Here is a 21,145-nt window from a genome sequence, read left to right as displayed (position 1 = left end):
TTAAACAAGTAACAAATTTGTGATTTAAGGTTTTCTGATGCTTTGAACTTTTTAATTCCCTTTGGGGTTATTGACATATACGATAAGATGTTTTATAATAAATCTTGCTTTGAGAAAAAAATAGAATTGAAAATAAGCGGAAGGGTGTCCGAGTGGTTTAAGGAGCTGGTCTTGAAAACCAGTGACCCGCTTACGCGGGCCGTGGGTTCGAATCCCACCCCTTCCGCCATTAATTTTTTAAGGGAGACTTTTTGGATGGAATGACTTAATAAAAAGGCTTGCAAGTCTTAAGATAGATAGTGTAATATTATAATTGAGCATTATGTATTAAGACCATTAAGTAGAGTGGTCTTTTTTTATTACATTCCTATTCTTTAATTTTGGCACTTTGAATAAGATTTTTGATAAGCATTCCTAATATTTCTACAATTTTTTTGATAAAATAACTAAATAGAGAATACAATATACAACATCTTGCTTTTAATTACATCATTGCGAAAGGTGTGGAATGAATTGATACTAAAGGCTTATGCAAAGATCAACTTGACATTGGATGTGCTTTCAAAAAGAGATGATGGTTACCATGAAGTCAGAACAATAATGCAAACAGTGGATTTGTATGATATAATAAATATTGAAAAGATAGAAGAAGATAGTATAATTGTTACAACTTCAAGTGAAAACATTCCAACTGACAATAAAAACCATGCTTACATTGCAGCCTCTCTTGTCAAAGAACGTTTTGGCGTAAAAGAAGGAGTTAAGATACATATTCAAAAGAATATTCCAATTTCAGCAGGCTTAGCAGGTGGTAGCACTGATGCTGCGGCTGTTTTAAGAGGGTTAAACAAACTATTTGGCTTGAATTTAAGCCAAAATGAGCTAATTGAGTTGGGAAGAGAAATTGGAGCTGATGTTCCATTTTGTTTAATTGGTGGTACAGCACTTTGTGAGGGAATAGGCGAAAAGGTTAAAAAACTAAAATCAGCGCCAAAGATGAATATACTAATAGCAAAGCCAGAAGTGTATGTATCCACTCAGGCTGTTTATGAGGCTCTTGACCTTAGCAAAGTCAAAAAAAGACCCAATACAGATGCTATGATTGTAGCAATTGAAGAGGGCAATATTCGTGAGATTGCAAAAAATTTGTGTAATGTTTTAGAAACTGTTACAGTCAATCAGTATCCTGTGATAAACAGAGTAAAAGACATTATGAGGAACCACAACGCGCTTGGCACAGTCATGACAGGAAGTGGGCCTGCTGTATTTGGGATTTTTGCTAATAAATACGATGCACTAAAAGCTGCTGACAGACTTAAAGTCTTTATCAAGGAAATAATTCTGACAACCACGTGTGAAAACGAATTTTTTAGTAATGAGGAGTAGGAGTTGTGAGAAAAATGAATGAAAAAAATGATTCACACTATTTTTTGATTGAAAACTATAAGCCTTTGAGGGAGATTGTGTTTGAAAAACTCAGAGATATGATTGTCAATGGAGATTTGAGACCTGGAGAGAGGCTGATGGAGATAAAGCTTGCAGAGATGCTTGGTGTTTCCAGAACGCCCATCAGGGAAGCTATCAGAAAACTTGAGTTAGAAGGACTTGTGGTTATGCTTCCACGAAAAGGCGCTTATGTTGCGGATATTTCTAAAAAAGAGATTATGGATGTTTTAGAGATTAGAGCAGCTCTGGATAAATTAGCAGCAGGCCTTGCAACTCAGAGAATGACAAAGACTGAAAAAGAGGAACTCAAGAAAGTGCTTGCTTCATTTGAGAAGAATTTCAAATTGGGAAACATCGAAGGAATGATAACTGATGATATTAGGCTGCATGATATAATATATATAGGAGCAAAAAATGAAAAACTGCAACACATTATAAATAATCTCCGTGAACAGATTACAAGATTTAGAATTATCTATTTAAAAGAAATATACAGAAAAAATGAAAAACTATTAGACGAACATAGAGAAATTGTAGATGCAATCTTAAGTGGTGATATAGAAAAAGCCCAGAAGATGGCAGAAGAGCATATAAAGAATCAAGAGATGGAACTTATTAAAAGCTTAAAATTTTAATAAAAAAGGTGAAAATTATGGTAAATGCTATTATATTAGCGGGGTCTGATAAAAACAAATCAGGCACCCCTTATGAATGCAAAGCATTGATAAAGCTAAATAATAAGTTCATGATTGAATATGTATTAGATGCGGTGTGCAGCTCAAGGCATGTATCGCGAATAGTTGTTGTAGGACCGAGGAAACTTAAAGATTTATTTGAAACAAAATATCCAAGGGTAGAATTTGTAGAAGAAGATACTTCGATAATGAAAAATGCAAAAAAGGGAATTGAGTATCTAAATGACACTAAAAAAATTTTATTTTTAACTTCAGATTTACCATTTATAACCGCTGAGGCGATAGACCATTTTATTGAGGAGTCAATAAAAACAGGTGCTGATATTTGCTATCCTATTGTTGAAAAAAGTATAAATGATGAGAAGTACCCTCAAATGAAAAGAACATATGGTACTGTAAAAGAAGGGACGTTTACAGGGGGAAATGCAATAATAATCAATCCTTCAATATTTGACAGATGCTATAGTCTTGCCGAAAAGCTTGTAGAAAAGCGCAAAAACCCTATTGCGATGGCAAGATTGATAGGGCCAACCATTCTTTTACTCTTTTTGACAAAAAAACTTTCCATTCAAAAGGTTGAAAAGAGAGTTTCAAAGGTTTTTAAAGTGAAAGCAAAAGCCATAATCTCTACATACCCTGAAATTGGACAGGACGTTGACAAGGATTCTGATTTGACTGTGGCAAAATTCTATCTTGAAAAAAAATGATAGAATTCCTATTGAAATTGTGGTATAATATTTACATGTCAATATCCAAATAAAGGAGGCAAAAAAGATGCCAAGGATAACAACTGATACAATTATTGCGGATGTGCTCAGAATTGACAGAGGAACTATCCCTATATTTTTGAACAATGGACTTCACTGTTTGGGATGTCCATCAGCGCAAGGGGAGAGCATTGAAGAAGCTTGTGCTCTTCATGGGATAGACGCACAAAAGCTTGTTGATGAGCTGAATGAATATCTCAAGAGTAAGGGTCTTTTAGATTAAAAAACTCTTTACATCTTCAAAAAATAGTATTAAAATATAATTGCAGTGCGGGTGTAGTTCAATGGTAGAACACCAGCTTCCCAAGCTGGTAGCGTGGGTTCGATTCCCATCACCCGCTCCAGATTTAAAAAAAGAAGGGGGAGTAAATAAACCCCTTTATTTTTGTAAATGCCCACGTAGCTCAGTAGGTCAGAGCGTCACCTTGGTAAGGTGGAGGTCACCGGTTCGAACCCGGTCGTGGGCTCCATTTTAGTTATTGACAATTTTAATTGTTTATGATAGATTTAAAAAGTCAGACAAAGATGGCTTATTTTTTTTTGCTAATTTTTTGCTCTGATAGGTAAAAGGAAAATTGCAATACCAAATCTTAAAGAGAGTAAAAAGCAGCTTTTTTCAAAGGTTTTAGATAGTGGAGGTGAATAGAATAAGATGGCAGCAAAAGGAGCGAGAATGATAATCCATCTTGAATGTACAGAGTGCAAGAACAGAAACTACACAACAGAGAAGAACAAAAAAAACGATCCTGACAGGCTTGAACTCAGGAAATACTGTAAATTTTGCCGAAAGCACACCCTTCATAGAGAAACCAAATAGGAGAAAGAGGATGTGTGGATAATGGTGGAGAAGAAGAAAATAGAGAAGCCAGTTACAAAGCCTAATACTAATAGGAAAAAGGTAACATTTAAAGAATGGTGGACAAAAACAGTAAAGTTTTTTAAAGATGTTAGAATTGAAATGAAGAAGGTTGTATGGCCTTCTCAAAAACAGGTTATTAAACATACCATTGTTGTTTTGACATTTACATTATTTTTCACAGTGTTCATTCTACTTGCAGATGTGATATATGAACAGCTTATTTTCAAGTTCTTGCTAAAGATAAGATAATCAGTCCATTTTATTAACCAATTAAAGAAAAAGGAGGGCGGGCTTTTAGCCCTTCAAAATGAGTGATAAAAGAGCAAAATGGTATGTTGTTCATACCTATTGTGGGTATGAGAATAAGGTAAAAGCAAATTTAGAGAAGATAATTGAAAATAGAAATCTTTCTGATAAAATATTAGATATTAGAATTCCTACTGAACTTGTAACAGAGATTAAAGATGGTAAAAAGATTGTAAAGGAAAAAAAGAAGTTTCCTTCATATGTGCTAATAAAGGCAGTAATGGATAATGATATCTGGTATACAATTAGGAATGTCAGAGGAGTAACAGGATTTGTAGGACCTGAGTCAAAGCCCACACCTCTTACTGATGAAGAAATTGAGGCAATGGGGATAAAAGAAGAAGAGGTTGTTGAGGTATTTGACATTGAAGTGGGGGATAATGTGAAAATTGTCGCTGGTCCATTTGCAGATTTTTATGGACCTGTTATTGATATAAACAAAGAAAGAAAAAAAGTGAAGGTAATGCTGAACTTGTTTGGACGAGAGACTCCTGTTGAGTTTGATTATCACCAAGTAGAAAAGTTTTAACATAGACAAAAAGGATGATAGGAGGTGACAGCTTAATATGGCGAAAAAGGTTTTGACACAGATTAAACTTCAGATTCCTGCAGGAAAAGCAACACCAGCACCACCAGTTGGACCAGCATTGGGTCAACATGGTGTTAATATTATGCAATTTTGTAAAGAGTTTAATGAAAGAACAGCGAAAGATGCTGGGTTGATTATTCCAGTTGTTATAACAGTATATTCTGATAGGTCATTTACATTTATAACAAAAACTCCACCAGCATCAGTTTTGCTAAAGAAAGCTGCAGGAATTGAAAGTGGTTCACCAAAGCCAAACAAGCAAAAGGTTGCTACTTTGAAAAGAGATGTAATTAGGAAGATTGCTGAACAAAAGATGCCGGACTTAACTGCTGCAACTTTAGAAGCAGCAATGAGGACTATTGAAGGTACTGCAAAGAGTATGGGAATTGTTGTAGAAGATTAATTTATCCTCGCACAGGTTTTTAGATGTGGGAGGTTATTTGAAAGTAACCGCAAATACCACAAAGGAGGTTTTAAAGTAAGAATGTTCAGAGGCAAGAAGTATCAAGAAGCAGCAAAGCTTGTTGACAAAACCAAGTTATATGATCCAGAAGAAGCTATTGATTTGGCTTTAAAGACATCTTATGCTAAATTTGACGAAACAGTTGAAGTACATGTCAGATTAAACGTTGACCCAAGACATGCAGACCAGCAAGTAAGAGGTACAGTTGTCCTTCCAAATGGAACTGGAAAGAATGTAAGAGTACTGGTATTTGCAAAAGGTGACAAGGCAAAAGAGGCTGAAGAAGCAGGTGCTGATTATGTAGGTGCAGAAGAGCTTGTTGCAAAGATTCAAAATGAAGGTTGGACAGACTTTGATGTATGTATTGCAACACCTGATATGATGGGATTAGTTGGAAGGCTCGGTAAAGTATTAGGGCCAAAAGGTCTTATGCCAAACCCGAAATCGGGAACAGTAACAATGGACATTGCAAAGGCTGTCAAGGAAGCAAAGGCTGGTAGGGTGGAGTTTAGGCTTGACAAGACTGCAATAATTCACTGTCCGATTGGGAAGGTTTCATTTGGTAAAGAAAAACTTCTTGAGAACTATAGAACGCTTATGGATGCAATAATTAAAGCAAGACCAGCAGCAGCAAAGGGCCAGTTCATAAAGAGTATTACGGTTGCAACTACAATGGGTCCTGGCATAAAGGTAAATCCATTAAAACCTCTATAATTTTCATTGAAGATTAAAAAGTGAATATTCTACAACCGAAGACAGTAGGTGCAAAGCACTTTTTCAAAGGTGCTTTGCTTAAAGTTTGCCTACCGAGGTTGTAATTATTAAATCCGTCGGCTGATAAAAGCTTTTTTTAAGTGGTATTGTTAGCCGAGGGGAAGGGTAATTACAGCCTCTTTAAGGTAAACTTAAAGAGGCTTTAATAATTTTTATGGGTAGGAGGTGAGTTTAGTGCCAAAATCAAGAGCATTGAAGGAACAGCTTTTAAATGAGTACAAAGAAAAGCTCTCAAAGGCAAAAGCGGGCGTTATTGTATGTAATCATGGAATCACAGTTGAGCAGGATACAGCTTTGAGAAAAAAACTCAGAGAAGCAGGAGTGGAATACAAAGTAGTAAAGAAAACGTTATTTACCTTTGCAGTAAGAGAAAACAACTTGTCAGAACTTGAACAGTTTTTTGAAGGACCAATTGCAATTGCCCTTTCTTATGATGATCCTGTAAAGGTTGCAAAGGTTTTAAAAGAAGGTGCAAAAGACCTTGAAAAGTTAGAAATTAGAGGCGGGTTTATTGAAGGCAAAGTAATTTCTGCAAAAGAGGTTGATGCACTTTCAAAACTTCCATCAAAAGAAGAACTTGTTGCAAAGATGCTTGGCGGCTTGAATGCGCCTATGTCCGGGCTTGTTTATGTACTCTCTGGTACTATTCGAAAGCTTGTTCTGGCACTCGATGCTATTGCTAAGAAGCAGAGTGCTTAACATAAATAAAAAAATTTTAAAATGGGAGGTTGTTTAAAGATGGCAAGCGAGAAGGTTCAAAAATTAATTGAAGAGATTAAGACTTTGACAGTTTTAGAGCTTTCAGAAATGGTAAAAGCATTAGAAGAAGAATTTGGTGTTACAGCAGCAGCTCCAGTTGCTGTTGCAGCAGCTCCAGTTGCAGGTGCTCAGGCAGCAGCTCCAGCAGCTGAGGAGAAGACAGAGTTTAATGTTATCTTAGCAGATGCAGGTAGCGACAAGATTAAAGTTATCAAGGTTGTAAGAGAGATTACTGGTCTTGGTCTAAAAGAGGCAAAAGACCTTGTTGATGGTGCTCCAAAGCCAATTAAAGAAAATGTTTCAAAGGACGAAGCTGAGCAGATTAAGAAGAAGTTAGAAGAAGTTGGTGCAAAGGTTGAGCTCAAGTAATAAAACACAAGTAGCGTAAGTAAAAAACATAGCTTTTTGAAAAAGGGTGGGGAGTTTTTTCTTCCTGCCCTTTTTTAATTTTTGGGATGAAATTTTACTGAGATTGTGGTATTATAAAAGCATATAAAATTAGCCTTAAGTAAATTTAGAAATTATCAAAAGAAAGGTTGAGACAAAGAAGATGAATGAAAGGTACTTAGAAATTGTCCAAAGGATAAATGAGCTTACATCGACAATGTCAGAGGCTTTCGACCACATTGTAAATATCCAGATTCCAGAGCTCAGGTTTGAAGACTCTTTTTATCTTCTAAACGATATTATTGAGGCTTTTTTGAGTATTTCAAATGCCTTGAGAATAATTCAAGATGAGTTTGAGTTGCAAAATGTTATGTCTTTGGGAGATAAGCTGCATCAGAATTTAGAGGAACTTCTTGAACTATACAAAGAACCTGTTGAGGAAAGACTTTTGAAAAAATATAAAGATGACATAATTCCATCGTATGAAATGTGGCTAAACGAGCTTTTGGTCTCTATAAACAAATATCAAGCTTGAAAAAATTTGAAAGCTTAGAAGATATCTGAAGGACTTAAATAAAAAACAAATGGGCTGCACAAAAGTGAACTTGCAGCCTCTTTTTAAATAAAATCTTCTGCTCTTTTTCATTTTTCAAAGTATTTAAACTGTGATGTGTATAAATTATAATAGAAACCTCTTTTTTCAAGAAGCTGTTGATGATTTCCTTCTTCCACAATCTGTCCATTGTGTATTACGAATATCCTATCAGCATTTCTGATTGTTGAAAGCCTATGGGCAATAATTATTGAGGTTCTATCTTTTGTGAGCTTTTCAATAGCCTCTTGAATGAGAACTTCTGTTTGAGTATCCACAGCAGATGTTGCCTCATCCAGTATCAAAATCTTTGGGTCTGCTAAAAGAGCTCTCGCAAATGCAATGAGCTGTCTTTGACCGATAGAAAGCCTGCTTCCTCTTTCATTTACTTCTGTGTCATATCCATTTTCCATTTTCATTATAAATTCATGAGCATTTACAGTCTTTGCAGCCTTTATTACTTCATCCATGGTGGCGTCAGGTTTTGCGTATCGAATATTGTCTGCTACCGTTCCAGAGAAGATAAAAGTGTCTTGAAGCATAATTCCCATCTGTTTTCTTAGGGACTTTAAGGTTACATTTCTTATATCATGTCCATCAATTAGTATCCTTCCCATTTGTGGATCATAGAATCTTGCAAGAAGGCTTATTATAGTTGTTTTTCCCGCACCAGTTTCGCCAACTAAAGCTATTGTCTCTCCTGGTTTTATTGTAAATGACACATCTTTTAATACAGGCTTTCCTTCTTCATACGAAAAAGAGACATTCTCAAACCTGATTTCGCCTTTAATTGGGGGCAAATCATAAGCATGAGGGCTATCTTTAACATCAGGTTGGATATCAAGTATTTCAAATATTCTCTCTGTTGAGGCCATAGCAACAAGAAGCTGATTATAAAAGTTTGAGATATTGTTTATCGGCTGCCAGAACATACCCATGTAATTTGAAAATGCTATAACTGTGCCAAGTGTTGTATACCCTCTTTTCATCATCCACACACCAAATAGAAATATAAGAACAGTTGAAAGTGTTCCTGTAAAGTCAATTGTGGGCCAGAACAGGTTGTTTACCCTGATTGCTTTCATCCATGTATTTTTAAATATGGTGTTAAGTTCTTTAAAGATTTGCAAGTTTGTCTCTTCTCTGACAAAGGCTTGTGTTATCTTCATTCCTTGAATACTCTCGTGTATGTATGCATTCAAAGTGGAAGACTTTTTCCTCACATCTTGCCATCTTACCCTTATAGAGTTTTTCAAAAACATGATTACTACTATTAAAAAAGGTAGAACAAAAAAAGCAACCAACGACAGTTTGACATCAATAGAAAGCATTATTATTATGATAAAAGAAAGACTTAGTGTGTCAATCAGCACATTTAAAATACTATTTGACAAAAGCTCTGACAGAGAGTCTACATCATTCATTACTCTTACCATAATTTTCCCAGCAGGGCGGTTATCAAAAAAGTTAAGAGACAATTTCTGAAGGTGAGTAAAAAGATGCATTCGTATATCTGAAACAACATTGTTACCAAGTTTTGTCATAAAGATTGTACGAATTCTCAGGCTCAGGACATACAAAAGCGTCAATACCACATAAAAAGAGGCTTTATAAAAGAGGCCATGAATATTTCTCTTTGGAATGTCAATGTCAATTACAAGTCTTATCAAATAAGGTCCAGCAAGGTTGTAAAAGGTAGCAAGAATCATCAATAAAAATGAGTACAAAAAGTATTTTTTGTATGGTTTAATATAACTTAGTAACCTTATGAACTGACTCCAGTTGAAAGGTTTTGTTATAGGTTCATCTTCTTCAATTCTGAGTCTTTTTGATGTTGTGCTCAAAGCTTAATCACCTTCTTTCTGTGTGCTATAGATATCTTTGTATTGCTGGACAAAGATGTTATAATATTTGCCTCTCATTGCCAAAAGCTCATTGTGAGTGCCTTGCTCCACTATCTTACCATTTTCAAGATAAAATATGACATCACAATCTTTGATCATTGAGATTCTGTGAGCAATTATAAAAACTGTACAATCTTTAAAATACTCTTCCAAAGCCTGATGAATAAGATATTCTGTTTCCATGTCAACTGCAGAGGTTGCATCATCAAGTATTAATATCTTTGGCTTTTTTAAAAGAGCTCTTGCAATGGCAATTCTTTGCTTTTGGCCGCCTGAAAGTCCAATTCCTCTCTCACCAACAAGTGTCTCGTATCCTTCTGGAAACTCCATAATAAAATCGTGAGCTTGGGCAAGCTTAGCTGCCTTTACTATATCCTCAAACGTTGCATTTTCAACACCATAAGCAATGTTATTGGCAATTGTATCAGAGAACAAGAAAGTTTCTTGAGGAATAATAGATATCGCACTTCTTAGTTTTTTTAAGTCATATTCCCTTACATCAACTCCATCTACTAAAACTTTTCCTGCTGAAACATCATAAAATCGAGGTATTAAATTTACAAGTGATGATTTTCCTGAACCAGTTGGACCTATTATGCCTACTTTCATTTTCGGCTTTATATCAAAATTGATATCTTCTAAAACAATGTTTCCAAAGTGTTTAAAGTACACGTTTTCAAATTTTACAGAACCTTCTTTTAGTTCATATTGGGTAGGTTTTCCTTTAATTTTAATTGGTGTGTACAGAAGACTAAAAACTCTTTCGCATGAAGCATTTGCTCTTTCAACCATACTAATAATCCATCCCAAGGACCTGAGCGGCCAAACGATTGCCCACAAATAGCCTTGAAAGGCCATAAGAGTGCCAATTGTGATTGATTTATTTATGACCATAAAACCACCCAGTGCAAAGATAATTAAAACAAGCAAAGAGGTCACAGCTTCAATCATCGGGAAAAATCTTCCCCAGATAAGTCCCACTGTGATGTTCTGTTCTTTGTAATCTCTATTTGCAGACGAAAACTTTTCAATTTCAAAATCTTCTTGGGAAAATGCCTTTACAACCCTTATACCAGTTATATTCTCTTGTGTTGCTGTGTTCAGTTTTGAATACTTTTCGCGAATCTTAATAAATTCAGGTCTTATTGTCTTATCAAAAAAGTAAACAAGGACCAACAAAAGTGGAGTTGAAAGAAGCAATGCAAGAGTGAGCTTAACATTTAAAAGGAACATAATTGTAAGGGAAATTGAAAAGTTTAAAATGTTTTCAACAAGCAGGGATATAGCGGTTGAAAAAAACATCCTGATGCCTTCTAAATCTCCTGTCATACGTGCCATTAGTTCACCCGTTCGTGTTTTGTCGTAAAATTCATAGGTTTGCCTTTGTAAAAATTTGTAAAGGCTTTCTCTTAAATCATATAGAATATTCTGGGAAACGTTTTCAAATATATAAGAGTGTGTATAACGAATCAAGCCCCTGATAAGACTCACAAGAAGCATGCTTATTAAAAGTGGAGCAAGTAAATTATATTTTCTTTTAGTGATTGATTCGTCAATCACCATTTTCGAGATATAAGGATTTATCATACCGAGGGATATTGATAAAGCAATTAAAGTAAATCCAATTACTAAAAGCTTTTTGTATTTTTCAAAATAAGGTGATAGTTTTTTTAAATTGTCCACTTAATCAACACCTACCAACATCTGTTTAGTAATCTTATGAGTAAATTTTCACTACTTTAATACATTATAACCTCACAGTTTTTAAAAATAAATATAAAGATTTTAATATTTAGCTCAATTTTTTAAGATACATTTTGTTCATCATAAAAGTTTAAGTCCTTTAATAATATTGTTTATAGATACTTGCAGGGATATGAATTTTAGAAATGGTGAATAAGCTACTTGAATTTCATGGAAGTGGACTTTCATCAAATGAGGCAGAAAAGAATATTGAAAGATTTGGGCTAAACGAGATAAAGCTTGAGAACAAAAAAAGTGCTCTCTCAATATTTTTTGACCAATTCAAAGACATTTTAGTTGTAATCTTAGCCCTTTCTACGGCTGTGTCATTTTTACTTGGTGAGTTTTTAGATGCTGTGGTCATCTTTTTCTTGATAATTCTAAATGGAATATTAGGGTTTGTGCAGGAATTTAGAGCAGAAAGGGCTGTAGAATCGCTCAAAAACTATATCTCGTACAAAGCAAAAGTAATAAGAGATAGAAAGGTAGATGTGATAGAGACAAAATTCGTAACAATAAATGACATTGTAATAATTGAAGAGGGGGACAGAGTTCCTGCAGATGGCATTTTAGTCGAGGGTTTTTCTTTGTCTATAGATGAATCAATTTTAACTGGCGAGTCAATTCCGGCTGAAAAGGACGTAAAAGGCGAAAACAAGCTTTATATGGGTACTTATGTTATAAAAGGGAAAGGTGTGATGAAAGTAACATCAATTGGCCTTGACACAAAAATGGGCGGGATAGCTAAGGCTTTAACTGAGATTAAGGAAACTAAAACTCCGCTGGAGCTGAGGCTGAATCAACTTGGAAAGTTATTGGCCTTGATTTGTCTTAGCGTATGTGCCATTATAGTTATACTGGGGATTTTAAGAAAGCAGAACATTTATGAGATGTTTATGATAGGCATTTCTTTGGCAGTTGCGGCAATTCCAGAAGGGCTTCCTGCCGTTGTGACAATAACCTTAGCAATAGGTGTCCAAAGAATGGCAAAAAAGAATGCTCTTATAAGAAAACTTTCATCGGTTGAAACCTTAGGATGTGTGAATATTATTTGTTCAGATAAAACAGGGACATTGACAGAAAACAAGATGACAGTTAAGAGAATAGAAACAGTTGATATGAGCGTTGAAGTTGAAGGTACAGGATATGACTTAAAAGGAAGAATATTGTCAAATGGAAGAATTATAAAAAATCAATTACTTGACTACATAATGCTGTGTGCAATTAATTGTAACAATGCTGAGTTTGAAGACGACAAAAATGAACAATTTAAAATTTCAGGTGATCCAACAGAGATAGCACTTTTAGTTCTTGCTAAAAAATACCGCGAAAATTTAAATAAAGGTGTCAGAATTATAGAAATTCCATTTGATTCTCATAGAAAGTATATGGGGGTTGTTGTCAAATATGATCAAAATAGTATTTTATTTGTCAAAGGGGCCTTTGAAAAGCTAATTGATAAGTGCAAATATTACATGTCTGAATGTGGTACAATAAAACAATTAGGGTATAATGAAAAACGAATTATTACTAAGAAAAATGAGTCAATGTGTATGTCTTCTATGAGGGTTTTGCTTTTGTGTATGAAATACGGTTCAGATACAGTAGATGGCATGATTTTGTTAGGGCTTGTTGGGATGATAGACCCAGCAAAAAGGGGTGTTAAATTAGCAATTGAAAAGGCAAGAAAAGCAGGTGTAAAGACAATTATGATTACAGGTGACCACAAACTAACAGCCTTTTCAATTGCAAAAGAGCTTGGTATTGCATCTTCATTTGAAGAAGTAGTGGAAGGAGAAGAATTAGAGAAAAACGAAAAAGTATTTGAAAGAAATATTGATAAAATTTCAGTATTTGCGAGGGTTGACCCATTGCACAAACTAAAGATTGTAAGGATGCTCAAGAAAAAAGGGAATATTATTGCAATGACAGGAGATGGAGTAAATGATGCGCCGGCAATCAAAGAAGCGGACATAGGAATTTCAATGGGAATAAGCGGTAGTGATGTTACAAAAGAAGCAGCGTCAATGATTTTGCTTGACGATAACTATACCACCATTGTCCACGCAATTGAAGAGGGAAGACTTATTTATAACAATATAAAAAAATTTATAAAATACCTACTTGCCTGCAACATTGGAGAAGTTTTGATAATGTTTTTTACATCCCTTTTAAATTTGCCAATTGCACTTTTGCCAATGCAAATTCTATGGATAAACCTTGCAACAGATGGTCTTCCTGCAGCAGCTCTTTCAATGTCAAAGAGTGAAGATAGTCTCATGAGACAAAAGCCAAGACCCAAAGATGAAAGTATTTTTGCGGAAGGACTTTTAAAAGAAATAGTTTTAAGAGGTTTTGCAATTGGCTGCTTTGCAACTTTGTCATTTTACCTTCCTATTATGAAAGGATATGATATAAAAATGGCAAGAACAATTGCATTTGCAACACTTGTTTTATCCCAGCTGATTTATTCATTTGAGTGTTCAACGCAAAAAAGGAATATCTTCAACATGTTATTTGGAAATTTATATCTATTATTTAGCGCAATTATATCATTTGTATTATTTTTACTGGTAATATATATACCACAGCTGGGTATAGTATTTGAGATAAATCGCTTGGGATATCTGGAATGGGGGATTATCATAATTTGTTCATTATTTCCTTCTCTGCTTCATTCTATATTTGCAAAAAATATCTAAAGTGATAAAATAATATAAGAAGGTCATTTGATAAAAAAATGTCACATTCAAGATAAAAAAACACCGTGAGAAAGGAGATTTGTAAGAGAATGAAGATTGTCATAATTGGAGGCGTTGCAGCTGGAGCATCTGCTGCTACAAAAGCGCGCAGAACTAATGAAAATGCTCAAATTATTCTCTTTGAGCAAGGTGAATATGTATCTTTTGCAAACTGTGGTCTTCCTTATTATGTTGGTGGTACAATTCCAAAACGGGAAAGCCTTTTGGTGGTAAGAGAAGAGCTGTTTAGGAAAAGATACAATATCGATGTGAGGGTGCTGTCTCAAATTACAAAAATCAACCGAGGCAGAAAAACAGTAACAGTTTTTGATAAGAAAAACAATACAACTTATGAAGAGAGCTATGATAAACTGATTATAGCAACTGGTGCAAGGCCTTTTGTTTTGCCATTTTTAAAGGATTGTGAAAATTCTTATACCTGTTTTACACTATATGATGTGGATAAAATTAAAGAAACTCTCACAAACAAGCTGATAAAAAAAAGCTGTAGTAATTGGTGCTGGGTATATTGGTATGGAACTTGCTGAGCAATTACGTGAGATAGGGCTTGAATGCACAATTGTAGAGTTAAAAGACTCAATCTTGCCACAGTTTGACAAAGAGATGACAAATCCAATTTTAGATATACTAAAGACCAAGGGGATTGAGGTTAAAACTGGGGTTTCTGTAATTGATGCTAAAATTGAAAATGACGTTGCAAAGAAATTGATACTTTCAAATGATGAAGAGATAGAATGTGATGCAGTATTTCAGACAGCAGGGGTAATTCCAAATGTAGAGCTTGCAAAAGAGGCAGGGCTTGAAGTTAACAGAGGTATTGTTGTCAATAGCAAAATGCAAACATCTGATCCTGACATATATGCAGCAGGAGATGCAGTTGAAGTCAAAAGCATTATAACAGGCAAAAATGTATGGATACCACTTGCAGGTCCTGCTAACAAACAAGGAAGAGTTGCAGGGTGTAACGCAGCAGGTGGCAATTTGGAGTTCAAGGGCGTTATAGGTAGCTCTATTATTAAAGTGTTTGATTGGGCATTAGCAAAGATAGGTCTTAGTGAGAATGAATGTAAATCTCTGGGGCTTGACTACAATGTAACAATTGTTCATCCTCTTCACCATGCAGGGTACTATCCAGGTGGCAAACAACTAACCATAAAACTTATGTTTGATAACAAAACAGGTAAGATTTATGGTGCAGAGATTGTTGGAAAAGAAGGAGTGGACAAGCGCGCAGATGTAATTGCAACTGCTATATATGCAGGGCTTACAGTATTTGATTTAGAAAATCTTGACCTTGTTTATGCACCGCCTTTCTCTTCAGCAAAAGACCCTGTTATAATGGCAGGGATGACAGCTGCAAATATCATTAGAGGCGAGGTCAAGAATATCTTACCTGATAGAGTATATGACCTTCTTGATAACAAAGAATATTTTATACTTGATGTCAGAACTCCAGAAGAATATGAGTTTGGGCACATTAAAGGTGCTGTGAATATTCCCGTTGATGAGCTAAGAGGAAGGATAAATGAGCTTCCGAAAGACAAAAAGATAATTGCTTATTGCGGTGTTGGATTTAGGTCATACCATGCATGTTTAATTTTGAAGGCAAATGGATTTGACTGTCTGAATATGAGTGGTGGCTGGACTTCGTGGAGAATGTACTATCCTGATTTTGTAGAATAAATGGGGGACTCTAAAATGAGAACTTTTGCTCTTGTATGTGCTGCAGGTAGCGGCAAAAGGTTTGGGGGTAGCACCCCCAAACAATTTTTGTTTTTAGAAGACAAAATGGTAATTGAATATTCACTTTGCGTGTTTGAAAACTCACCTTTTATAGACGGTGTTGTAATTTTAATTCCGAACGGTTATAAAGATATTGGAGATGTACTCAAAGAAAAATACAAGAAAGTGCTCTTTTGGGATTATGGAGAAGATGAGAGAGCAAAGACGGTGAAAAAAGGCCTTGAACTTATAAAGGGCATGTGTGATTTTGTTGCTATACACGATGCTGTCCGTCCTTTTATTGATCTGGAATTAATAGAAAAATTAATTTTAGAGGTGAAAAGCAGCTTTGCAGTTGCACCAGCTGTGTCAGCAAAGGATACTGTAAAGTATGTAGTTGATGGATATGTACAAAATACAATTCCAAGAGAAAATGTCTATTTGGTCCAGACACCACAGGTTTTCAAGTTTGATTTGATATATGGGGCGTATGAAAAGTTTGAAGACACCTGTTTTACTGATGATCTGCAATATGTAGAGGCGCTTGGCGTAAAACCAAAGATAGTGGAAAATAGCAGTTTGAATTTTAAGATTACCACAAAAGAGGATATGATTTTTGCAAAGGCTATTGTGGAGCAGTTTTTAAAATAGTAAAATATCTTTTGAGAAATCTTTCAAAAAGAGGTAGTTTGATAGTGAAGGTATATGCACTGGTTGGACCAAGCGGTTCAGGGAAAAGCTATAAAGCATTGATTGTTGCTAAGATGATAGATGCAAACGCCATCATTGATGATGGCATTTTGGTGTATAATTCAAAGTTAATAGCAGGAAAATCGGCCAAAAAAGAGCCTACATATTTAGCATCCATAAGAAGAGCTCTTTTTATGGAGGATGACCATGCAAATGAGGTAAAGGAGGCTATAAAGAGGCTTAACATTGACAAAATATTGATTTTGGCAACTTCAAAGCAGATGGCACAAAAAATTGTGCAGCGTTTAGAGCTTGGTAGAATTGAAAAATTTATTGACATTCGTGAGGTTTCGACCGACTCAGAGATTAAAAAAGCAATGATAACAAGAAATAAAGAAGGAAAACATGTTGTGCCAGTGCCCACATTTGAGATAAAAAAGGACTTTTCTGGGTTATTGATATATCCTTTAAGACTTTTTAAAAGAATAAATCTAAACGACTACATTATTGCTGAAAAAACAATTGTGAGACCTACATTTAGTTATCTTGGAGAGTATACAATTTCTGAAAATGTTTTAATTGCCTATATAAAAAATGTGTTAAAGAAAAATCCAAATATTGCAAGAATACTATCAATCAATCTTGCTATAAGAAACAATCTTTTATATATAAAAGTAGAACTTATCTTGAAATTTGGCTGCAATATTAAGTTGGCACTTGAAAAGGCTCAAAAGGAAATAAAGGAAGAAATAGAATATTACACATCCATAAATGTTGAATACATTCATCTTATTGCGAAGGGCGTCCAAGTTTGAACTCAAAGAATTTTTTATTTGTATTTTCCCAATTTTTCTGTTGCATTTATCAGTGAGTTTCTAACCTCAAACGAGACAACGTTATTTGCATTCCTATAATCAAATTGTTTGTTAAACTCACATATGTTTTGATAAAGGCGAGAAATTGCATCAAGCTCAATTTTACAGATTTTTTCAACAAAATTGTCAAGTTCTTTTGAGCGCAGATGGTTTTGAGAAAACTCTAATAAATCACAAAAATGGTAGAAGCAAAAACCTTTTGAGCTAAGTACCTTTTGCTGAAATTCCTTGTTTGTTTTCCACATAAAGAAGAACACATCAAAATAATTTTTCATTCTCGCATTTATTCTTTCACATATGACACATTGTGAGTTTATATTTTCTAAAAATTCAAGCAAATTATTTAAAAGAGCCTCTTTTGAGGTATGGTTATTTAAGATTCGCTTTAAAAACCCTTCTTTTTTTTGAAAATTTAAAAGCATAAAATGTGAAGAAAGAATCTTTTCAAAGTTAGTTTTTATTTCATAAAGATGAGTTTCTAACATAAGACCATAAGGAAGCTTATTTTTTTGCTCAAGCAACATGTGAAAATGTCGGGAGCAAAATCCTTTCTTATTTGTTTCAAGCCGCGAATCAACTTCCATGACACTTTCACCCAAGACAATTTCCAAACACTGTTTTTCAAAATTGTTTTCAAGATAACAAAATGCACATTCACAATCAACTGAGAAAGCATCATTTACAGGAATCATGTATATCTTTTCGTCACCCATTTGTTTTCAGCTCCTTTTTGAACTTGTATTCTCACTTCTTAATTTTTGCCATTTGATAATAATATGATAACTTTAATTTTACAGTTTTTGTGTTGGTAACTCAATATTGAATTGTTTTAATAGAATATTTATAAAAAAATTGGGTATAAAACTTTTAAGATAAATATAAAAGCTGGAGTGAGAAATTTGATGAAAGTTACACCAGACAAATTAAAAAGGTATGTAAACTTGTCTGAATTCAATTTTACTACTACTGATGAAGTTGAGCCATTGAGATCAATAATTGGTCAAGAAAGGGCAAGAAAAGCGTTTGAGTTTGGCCTTAAGATTAACACAAAAGGTTATAACATTTATATGTGTGGTCCAACAGGTACAGGCAAGACAAGTTTTACCGAAAGCTATCTTAAAGAAGTTGCAAACCAAAAACCTGCTCCAAATGACTGGGTATATGTATATAATTTTTCCAACCCTGACTCACCAATTGCAATTGGTCTTCCGAAGGGTATGGGAAAAGTTTTTAAAAAGGATATGTCAGATTTTGTTGAATCTGTTGTAAACGACCTAAAAAAAGTGTTTGCAAGCGAAGAGTATGAAAATGACAAGAATAATATCTATAACGAGTATCAGGAAAAAAGGACTCAGCTTTTAGATGACTTAGCTGAGGAAGCAAGAAGGTATGGCTTTGAAATAAAGTATACACCAAGCGGTGTATATTTTATCCCAATTGTGAATGGAAAAGCCATTTCGGATGCTGAGTATCCTGAGCTTGATAAATCAATAAGAGATGAGATGGAGAAAAAGATTAAAAAGCTTCAGCTTGATACGCAAGAGGTACTAAAGAAGATAAAGCTTCTTGAAAAAGAGTCAAAAGAAAAAATAAAAGAACTTCAAAAGAGAATTGCAGTGTTTACTATAAGTCATTATGTCTATGAAATCAGAAACAAGTACAAAGAAAATAAAAAGATACTTGACTTTATTGACGGTGTTACAAATGATATAGTGGAAAATCTTGAAGAATTTTTGGACAGAGACGATGAAGAACAAGGCTTACCTTTTCAGTTTCTTCAATATAAAAAGATTCCTAATTTAGACAAGTACAAGGTGAATGTAATTGTAGACAACTCAGATTTAGATGGTGCACCTGTTGTATATGAGGTAAACCCTACTTACTATAATCTCGTAGGGAAGATTGAATATGAAAATGAAATGGGGAATGTTTTAGTCACTGATTTTACAAAGATAAAAGCTGGTGCAATTCACAGGGCAAATGGTGGATATTTGATACTCCAAGCGAAAGACATTTTAAGCTATCCTCAAGCATGGGAAGCCTTAAAAAGAGTCTTAAAAACAGGTGAGATAGTTATTGAAAATCTAAAAGATGTTTATGGACTTTTTATTACATCAACTCTAAAACCAGAACCAATACCGGTTGATTTAAAAGTAATTCTGATTGGAAATGAATACATCTACAATATCTTATATGCTTATGACGAAGATTTCAGAAAACTTTTTAAGATTAAAGCTGATTTTGACAGTGAGATGGAGTATACTCAAGAAAATGTATATAAAATGATTCAATTCATAAGTTCATTTTGTAAAAAGGAAAATGCTCTGCCATTTTCAAAAGAAGCGGTTGAAAAAGTGGTTGAGTATTCATGTAGGCTTGTTGAAAATCAAGAAAAGCTCTCAACACGCTTTAATGACATTGTTGAGATATTGGCAGAGGCAAGCACATGGGCACAGCTTGAAACAAGCGATGTGGTAAAGAAAGAACATGTCATAAAAGCAATTTGCGAAAAGGAATACAGAAGTTCAAGATATGAAGAAAAGATAAATGAGATGATTGAAGATGGAACAATACTTGTTGATGTTGACGGTTATAAGGTTGGCCAGATAAATGCGCTTGCAATTTTGGATGTGGGCGATTATGTGTTTGGGAAACCTTCACGTATAACAGTTACCACAAGCAGCGGCAGAAGTGGTATAATAAATATTGAACGCGAGGTGCAGATGTCAGGCAAGACTCACAGTAAAGGCATAATGATAATCTCAGGGTATATTGCCGAGATGTTTGCTCAAGATATGCCGCTTACACTAAATGCTACAATATGCTTTGAGCAGCTGTACTCTGGCATTGAAGGTGATTCAGCATCAGTTGCCGAACTGTGTGCTCTTCTTTCTGCCTTGAGTAGTGTTCCAATTTACCAGGGAATTGCAATCACTGGTTCGATCAATCAAAAAGGAGAGATTCAGCCTGTTGGTGGTGTGACAAAAAAGGTAGAGGGGTTTTATTATGTCTGCAAGAAAAAAGGGTTTACAGGTAAGCAAGGTGTGATAATTCCTTATCAAAATATAAAGAATTTAGTTTTGTGTGATGAGGTTATAGAGGATGTTAAAGATGGCAATTTTCATATCTGGGCGGTAAAATCAATTGGTGAGGCTATGGAGATTTTGACAGGGAGAAAGTTCGAGGAGGTTGTGATGCTTTCAAAACAGAAGCTTAGAAGATATTTAGATAATCTTACAAATATAAATCAACAAAACAAAGAAAAGGAGGCGTGAAGTTGATGGATGTATTAGAAGTTTTAAGGGGAAGAAGAAGCATAAGAAAATACAAAAAGAACATGCCACTTGACAAGGAGACTATTGAAAAGATAATTGATGTTGCGCGTTTTGCGCCAACAGCCCGCGGAAATCAAGGATGGGAGTTTGTTGTTGTAACAGATGATGAGCTAAAAAAACAGATTGCGCAAAAAGCGCGTTATGGAAGGTTTATAGAAGATGCTTCGTGTTGTGTTGCAATTTTGTATGAAAAGGGCTTTGAGTATATTTTAGAAGATATGGCAGCAGCTTCGACTTATATCTTAATCGCAGCGAAGGCGTTGGGACTTGGTAGTTGTTGGGTTGCAAGCTATAAAAAAGAACACTCTGAGGAAGTAAAAAGGCTTTTGAATGTACCTGAGCATTTAGAGCTATGTGCGCTAATTAGCATAGGATATCCCGACGAAAATCCTGTGAGAAATAAAAAGGAGCTATCTTCAATCTTGCACTGGAATAAATACTAAAGATAAGTTTAATTTTTTAGAATGGGGGGGTTAA

The 21,145-nt window shown here is 34.7% G+C and carries 22 protein-coding genes, 3 tRNA genes and 1 other annotated feature; of the genes, 22 read left to right on the top strand and 3 right to left on the bottom strand.

The window, feature by feature from the left end; genetic code table 11:
* Positions 1 to 138: 138 nt before the first annotated feature.
* The 15 genes from PGC14_RS06925 (at position 139) to PGC14_RS06855 (ending at position 7,580) form a co-directional block, all read left to right on the top strand.
* Positions 139 to 229: transfer RNA gene (locus PGC14_RS06925), tRNA-Ser, on the top strand.
* A 284-nt stretch (positions 230 to 513) separates the two neighbouring features.
* Positions 514 to 1,386: a 4-(cytidine 5'-diphospho)-2-C-methyl-D-erythritol kinase gene (gene ispE, locus PGC14_RS06920; protein WP_039764565.1), complete on the top strand. Its 873-nt coding sequence runs from the start codon at positions 514 to 516 to the stop codon at positions 1,384 to 1,386.
* 14 nt (positions 1,387 to 1,400) lie between these two features.
* Positions 1,401 to 2,081, top strand: a complete 681-nt coding sequence (locus PGC14_RS06915; protein ID WP_011917728.1) for a GntR family transcriptional regulator — start codon at positions 1,401 to 1,403, stop codon at positions 2,079 to 2,081.
* A gap of 17 nt (positions 2,082 to 2,098) precedes the next feature.
* Positions 2,099 to 2,848 carry a nucleotidyltransferase family protein gene (locus tag PGC14_RS06910; protein WP_011917727.1) on the top strand — a complete coding sequence of 250 codons (750 nt, stop codon included), beginning with the start codon at positions 2,099 to 2,101 and terminating at the stop codon, positions 2,846 to 2,848.
* A gap of 67 nt (positions 2,849 to 2,915) precedes the next feature.
* Complete coding sequence (locus PGC14_RS06905; protein WP_011917726.1) at positions 2,916 to 3,131, top strand: DUF1858 domain-containing protein; 216 nt, start codon at positions 2,916 to 2,918, stop codon at positions 3,129 to 3,131.
* A 47-nt stretch (positions 3,132 to 3,178) separates the two neighbouring features.
* A tRNA-Gly gene (locus PGC14_RS06900) sits at positions 3,179 to 3,252 on the top strand.
* Between the two features lie 49 nt (positions 3,253 to 3,301).
* A tRNA-Thr gene (locus PGC14_RS06895) sits at positions 3,302 to 3,378 on the top strand.
* 182 nt (positions 3,379 to 3,560) lie between these two features.
* Entirely contained in the window at positions 3,561 to 3,725 is a 165-nt protein-coding gene (rpmG, locus tag PGC14_RS06890) for a 50S ribosomal protein L33 (protein ID WP_011917719.1), read from the top strand.
* Between the two features lie 21 nt (positions 3,726 to 3,746).
* Positions 3,747 to 4,016 carry a preprotein translocase subunit SecE gene (secE, locus tag PGC14_RS06885; RefSeq protein WP_011917718.1) on the top strand — a complete coding sequence of 90 codons (270 nt, stop codon included), beginning with the start codon at positions 3,747 to 3,749 and terminating at the stop codon, positions 4,014 to 4,016.
* 58 nt (positions 4,017 to 4,074) lie between these two features.
* Positions 4,075 to 4,602, top strand: a complete 528-nt coding sequence (gene nusG, locus PGC14_RS06880; protein ID WP_011917717.1) for a transcription termination/antitermination protein NusG — start codon at positions 4,075 to 4,077, stop codon at positions 4,600 to 4,602.
* Between the two features lie 37 nt (positions 4,603 to 4,639).
* Positions 4,640 to 5,065, top strand: a complete 426-nt coding sequence (gene rplK, locus PGC14_RS06875; RefSeq protein WP_011917716.1) for a 50S ribosomal protein L11 — start codon at positions 4,640 to 4,642, stop codon at positions 5,063 to 5,065.
* A gap of 81 nt (positions 5,066 to 5,146) precedes the next feature.
* Positions 5,147 to 5,839, top strand: a complete 693-nt coding sequence (gene rplA / locus PGC14_RS06870; protein ID WP_039764558.1) for a 50S ribosomal protein L1 — start codon at positions 5,147 to 5,149, stop codon at positions 5,837 to 5,839.
* A gap of 17 nt (positions 5,840 to 5,856) precedes the next feature.
* Positions 5,857 to 6,055 (top strand) — a sequence feature (ribosomal protein L10 leader region).
* 18 nt (positions 6,056 to 6,073) lie between these two features.
* Positions 6,074 to 6,598, top strand: coding sequence for a 50S ribosomal protein L10 (gene rplJ / locus PGC14_RS06865; RefSeq protein WP_039764557.1), 525 nt, complete (start codon positions 6,074 to 6,076; stop codon positions 6,596 to 6,598).
* 39 nt (positions 6,599 to 6,637) lie between these two features.
* A complete protein-coding gene (rplL, locus tag PGC14_RS06860) occupies positions 6,638 to 7,027 on the top strand; it encodes a 50S ribosomal protein L7/L12 (protein ID WP_011917713.1) in 390 nt (129 codons plus the stop codon).
* 181 nt (positions 7,028 to 7,208) lie between these two features.
* A complete protein-coding gene (locus PGC14_RS06855; protein WP_039764554.1) occupies positions 7,209 to 7,580 on the top strand; it encodes a hypothetical protein in 372 nt (123 codons plus the stop codon).
* A gap of 107 nt (positions 7,581 to 7,687) precedes the next feature.
* Here the strand turns inward: PGC14_RS06855 and PGC14_RS06850 are convergent, their stop codons facing one another.
* The gene (locus PGC14_RS06850; RefSeq protein ID WP_271628518.1) at positions 7,688 to 9,481 is read right to left on the bottom strand and encodes an ABC transporter ATP-binding protein; all 1,794 of its coding nucleotides are present in this window, start codon (positions 9,479 to 9,481) and stop codon (positions 7,688 to 7,690) included.
* A gap of 3 nt (positions 9,482 to 9,484) precedes the next feature.
* The gene (locus PGC14_RS06845) at positions 9,485 to 11,224 is read right to left on the bottom strand and encodes an ABC transporter ATP-binding protein (protein ID WP_039764548.1); all 1,740 of its coding nucleotides are present in this window, start codon (positions 11,222 to 11,224) and stop codon (positions 9,485 to 9,487) included.
* A gap of 206 nt (positions 11,225 to 11,430) precedes the next feature.
* Between PGC14_RS06845 and PGC14_RS06840 the strand changes: the two genes are divergently transcribed.
* The 5 genes from PGC14_RS06840 to PGC14_RS06820 all read left to right on the top strand — a co-directional run bounded on the left by PGC14_RS06840 (position 11,431) and on the right by PGC14_RS06820 (position 17,273).
* Positions 11,431 to 13,986 (top strand): calcium-translocating P-type ATPase, PMCA-type, encoded by a 2,556-nt coding sequence (locus PGC14_RS06840; protein WP_039764544.1) that lies wholly within the window; start codon positions 11,431 to 11,433, stop codon positions 13,984 to 13,986.
* Positions 13,987 to 14,075: 89 nt separating this feature from the next.
* Complete coding sequence (locus PGC14_RS13365; RefSeq protein WP_271628517.1) at positions 14,076 to 14,573, top strand: NAD(P)/FAD-dependent oxidoreductase; 498 nt, start codon at positions 14,076 to 14,078, stop codon at positions 14,571 to 14,573.
* On the top strand, positions 14,560 to 15,729 hold the full coding sequence (locus PGC14_RS06830; RefSeq protein ID WP_271629843.1) for an FAD-dependent oxidoreductase: 1,170 nt from the start codon (positions 14,560 to 14,562) through the stop codon (positions 15,727 to 15,729). Before PGC14_RS13365 ends, PGC14_RS06830 begins: the two co-directional genes overlap by 14 nt.
* 15 nt (positions 15,730 to 15,744) lie before the next feature.
* Positions 15,745 to 16,419: a 2-C-methyl-D-erythritol 4-phosphate cytidylyltransferase gene (ispD, locus tag PGC14_RS06825; RefSeq protein ID WP_039764540.1), complete on the top strand. Its 675-nt coding sequence runs from the start codon at positions 15,745 to 15,747 to the stop codon at positions 16,417 to 16,419.
* A gap of 44 nt (positions 16,420 to 16,463) precedes the next feature.
* The gene (locus PGC14_RS06820; RefSeq protein WP_271629842.1) at positions 16,464 to 17,273 is read left to right on the top strand and encodes a hypothetical protein; all 810 of its coding nucleotides are present in this window, start codon (positions 16,464 to 16,466) and stop codon (positions 17,271 to 17,273) included.
* Positions 17,274 to 17,287: 14 nt separating this feature from the next.
* On the opposite strand, the gene PGC14_RS06815 is transcribed toward PGC14_RS06820, so the two are convergent.
* Positions 17,288 to 18,046: a DUF6062 family protein gene (locus PGC14_RS06815; protein WP_271629841.1), complete on the bottom strand. Its 759-nt coding sequence runs from the start codon at positions 18,044 to 18,046 to the stop codon at positions 17,288 to 17,290.
* 189 nt (positions 18,047 to 18,235) lie between these two features.
* Here PGC14_RS06815 and PGC14_RS06810 point away from each other — a divergent pair, with 189 nt between their 5' ends.
* Complete coding sequence (locus PGC14_RS06810) at positions 18,236 to 20,608, top strand: Lon protease family protein (RefSeq protein ID WP_039764535.1); 2,373 nt, start codon at positions 18,236 to 18,238, stop codon at positions 20,606 to 20,608.
* A 5-nt stretch (positions 20,609 to 20,613) separates the two neighbouring features.
* Complete coding sequence (locus PGC14_RS06805) at positions 20,614 to 21,111, top strand: nitroreductase family protein (RefSeq protein WP_271629840.1); 498 nt, start codon at positions 20,614 to 20,616, stop codon at positions 21,109 to 21,111.
* Positions 21,112 to 21,145: the final 34 nt, after the last annotated feature.

The organism is Caldicellulosiruptor sp. DIB 104C (assembly GCF_028198085.1).
Lineage (GTDB): Bacteria > Bacillota > Thermoanaerobacteria > Caldicellulosiruptorales > Caldicellulosiruptoraceae > Caldicellulosiruptor > Caldicellulosiruptor saccharolyticus.
The sequence above is the reverse complement of the archived record's forward strand: the minus strand, read 5'-3'. Positions and strand labels throughout refer to the sequence as shown.

Bases quoted from the DNA above. Each gene is read 5' to 3' on its own strand.
- PGC14_RS06915 (WP_011917728.1), top strand. From the start codon at position 1,401: ATGAATGAAAAAAATGATTCACACTATTTTTTGATTGAAAACTATAAG.
- PGC14_RS06910 (WP_011917727.1), top strand. From the start codon at position 2,099: ATGGTAAATGCTATTATATTAGCGGGGTCTGATAAAAACAAATCAGGC.
- PGC14_RS06905 (WP_011917726.1), top strand. From the start codon at position 2,916: ATGCCAAGGATAACAACTGATACAATTATTGCGGATGTGCTCAGAATT.
- rpmG (WP_011917719.1), top strand. From the start codon at position 3,561: ATGGCAGCAAAAGGAGCGAGAATGATAATCCATCTTGAATGTACAGAG.
- secE (WP_011917718.1), top strand. From the start codon at position 3,747: ATGGTGGAGAAGAAGAAAATAGAGAAGCCAGTTACAAAGCCTAATACT.
- nusG (WP_011917717.1), top strand. From the start codon at position 4,075: ATGAGTGATAAAAGAGCAAAATGGTATGTTGTTCATACCTATTGTGGG.
- rplK (WP_011917716.1), top strand. From the start codon at position 4,640: ATGGCGAAAAAGGTTTTGACACAGATTAAACTTCAGATTCCTGCAGGA.
- rplA (WP_039764558.1), top strand. From the start codon at position 5,147: ATGTTCAGAGGCAAGAAGTATCAAGAAGCAGCAAAGCTTGTTGACAAA.
- rplL (WP_011917713.1), top strand. From the start codon at position 6,638: ATGGCAAGCGAGAAGGTTCAAAAATTAATTGAAGAGATTAAGACTTTG.
- PGC14_RS06855 (WP_039764554.1), top strand. From the start codon at position 7,209: ATGAATGAAAGGTACTTAGAAATTGTCCAAAGGATAAATGAGCTTACA.
- PGC14_RS06840 (WP_039764544.1), top strand. From the start codon at position 11,431: ATGGTGAATAAGCTACTTGAATTTCATGGAAGTGGACTTTCATCAAAT.
- PGC14_RS13365 (WP_271628517.1), top strand. From the start codon at position 14,076: ATGAAGATTGTCATAATTGGAGGCGTTGCAGCTGGAGCATCTGCTGCT.
- PGC14_RS06830 (WP_271629843.1), top strand. From the start codon at position 14,560: ATGGAACTTGCTGAGCAATTACGTGAGATAGGGCTTGAATGCACAATT.
- ispD (WP_039764540.1), top strand. From the start codon at position 15,745: ATGAGAACTTTTGCTCTTGTATGTGCTGCAGGTAGCGGCAAAAGGTTT.
- PGC14_RS06815 (WP_271629841.1), bottom strand. From the start codon at position 18,046: ATGGGTGACGAAAAGATATACATGATTCCTGTAAATGATGCTTTCTCA.
- PGC14_RS06810 (WP_039764535.1), top strand. From the start codon at position 18,236: ATGAAAGTTACACCAGACAAATTAAAAAGGTATGTAAACTTGTCTGAA.
- PGC14_RS06805 (WP_271629840.1), top strand. From the start codon at position 20,614: ATGGATGTATTAGAAGTTTTAAGGGGAAGAAGAAGCATAAGAAAATAC.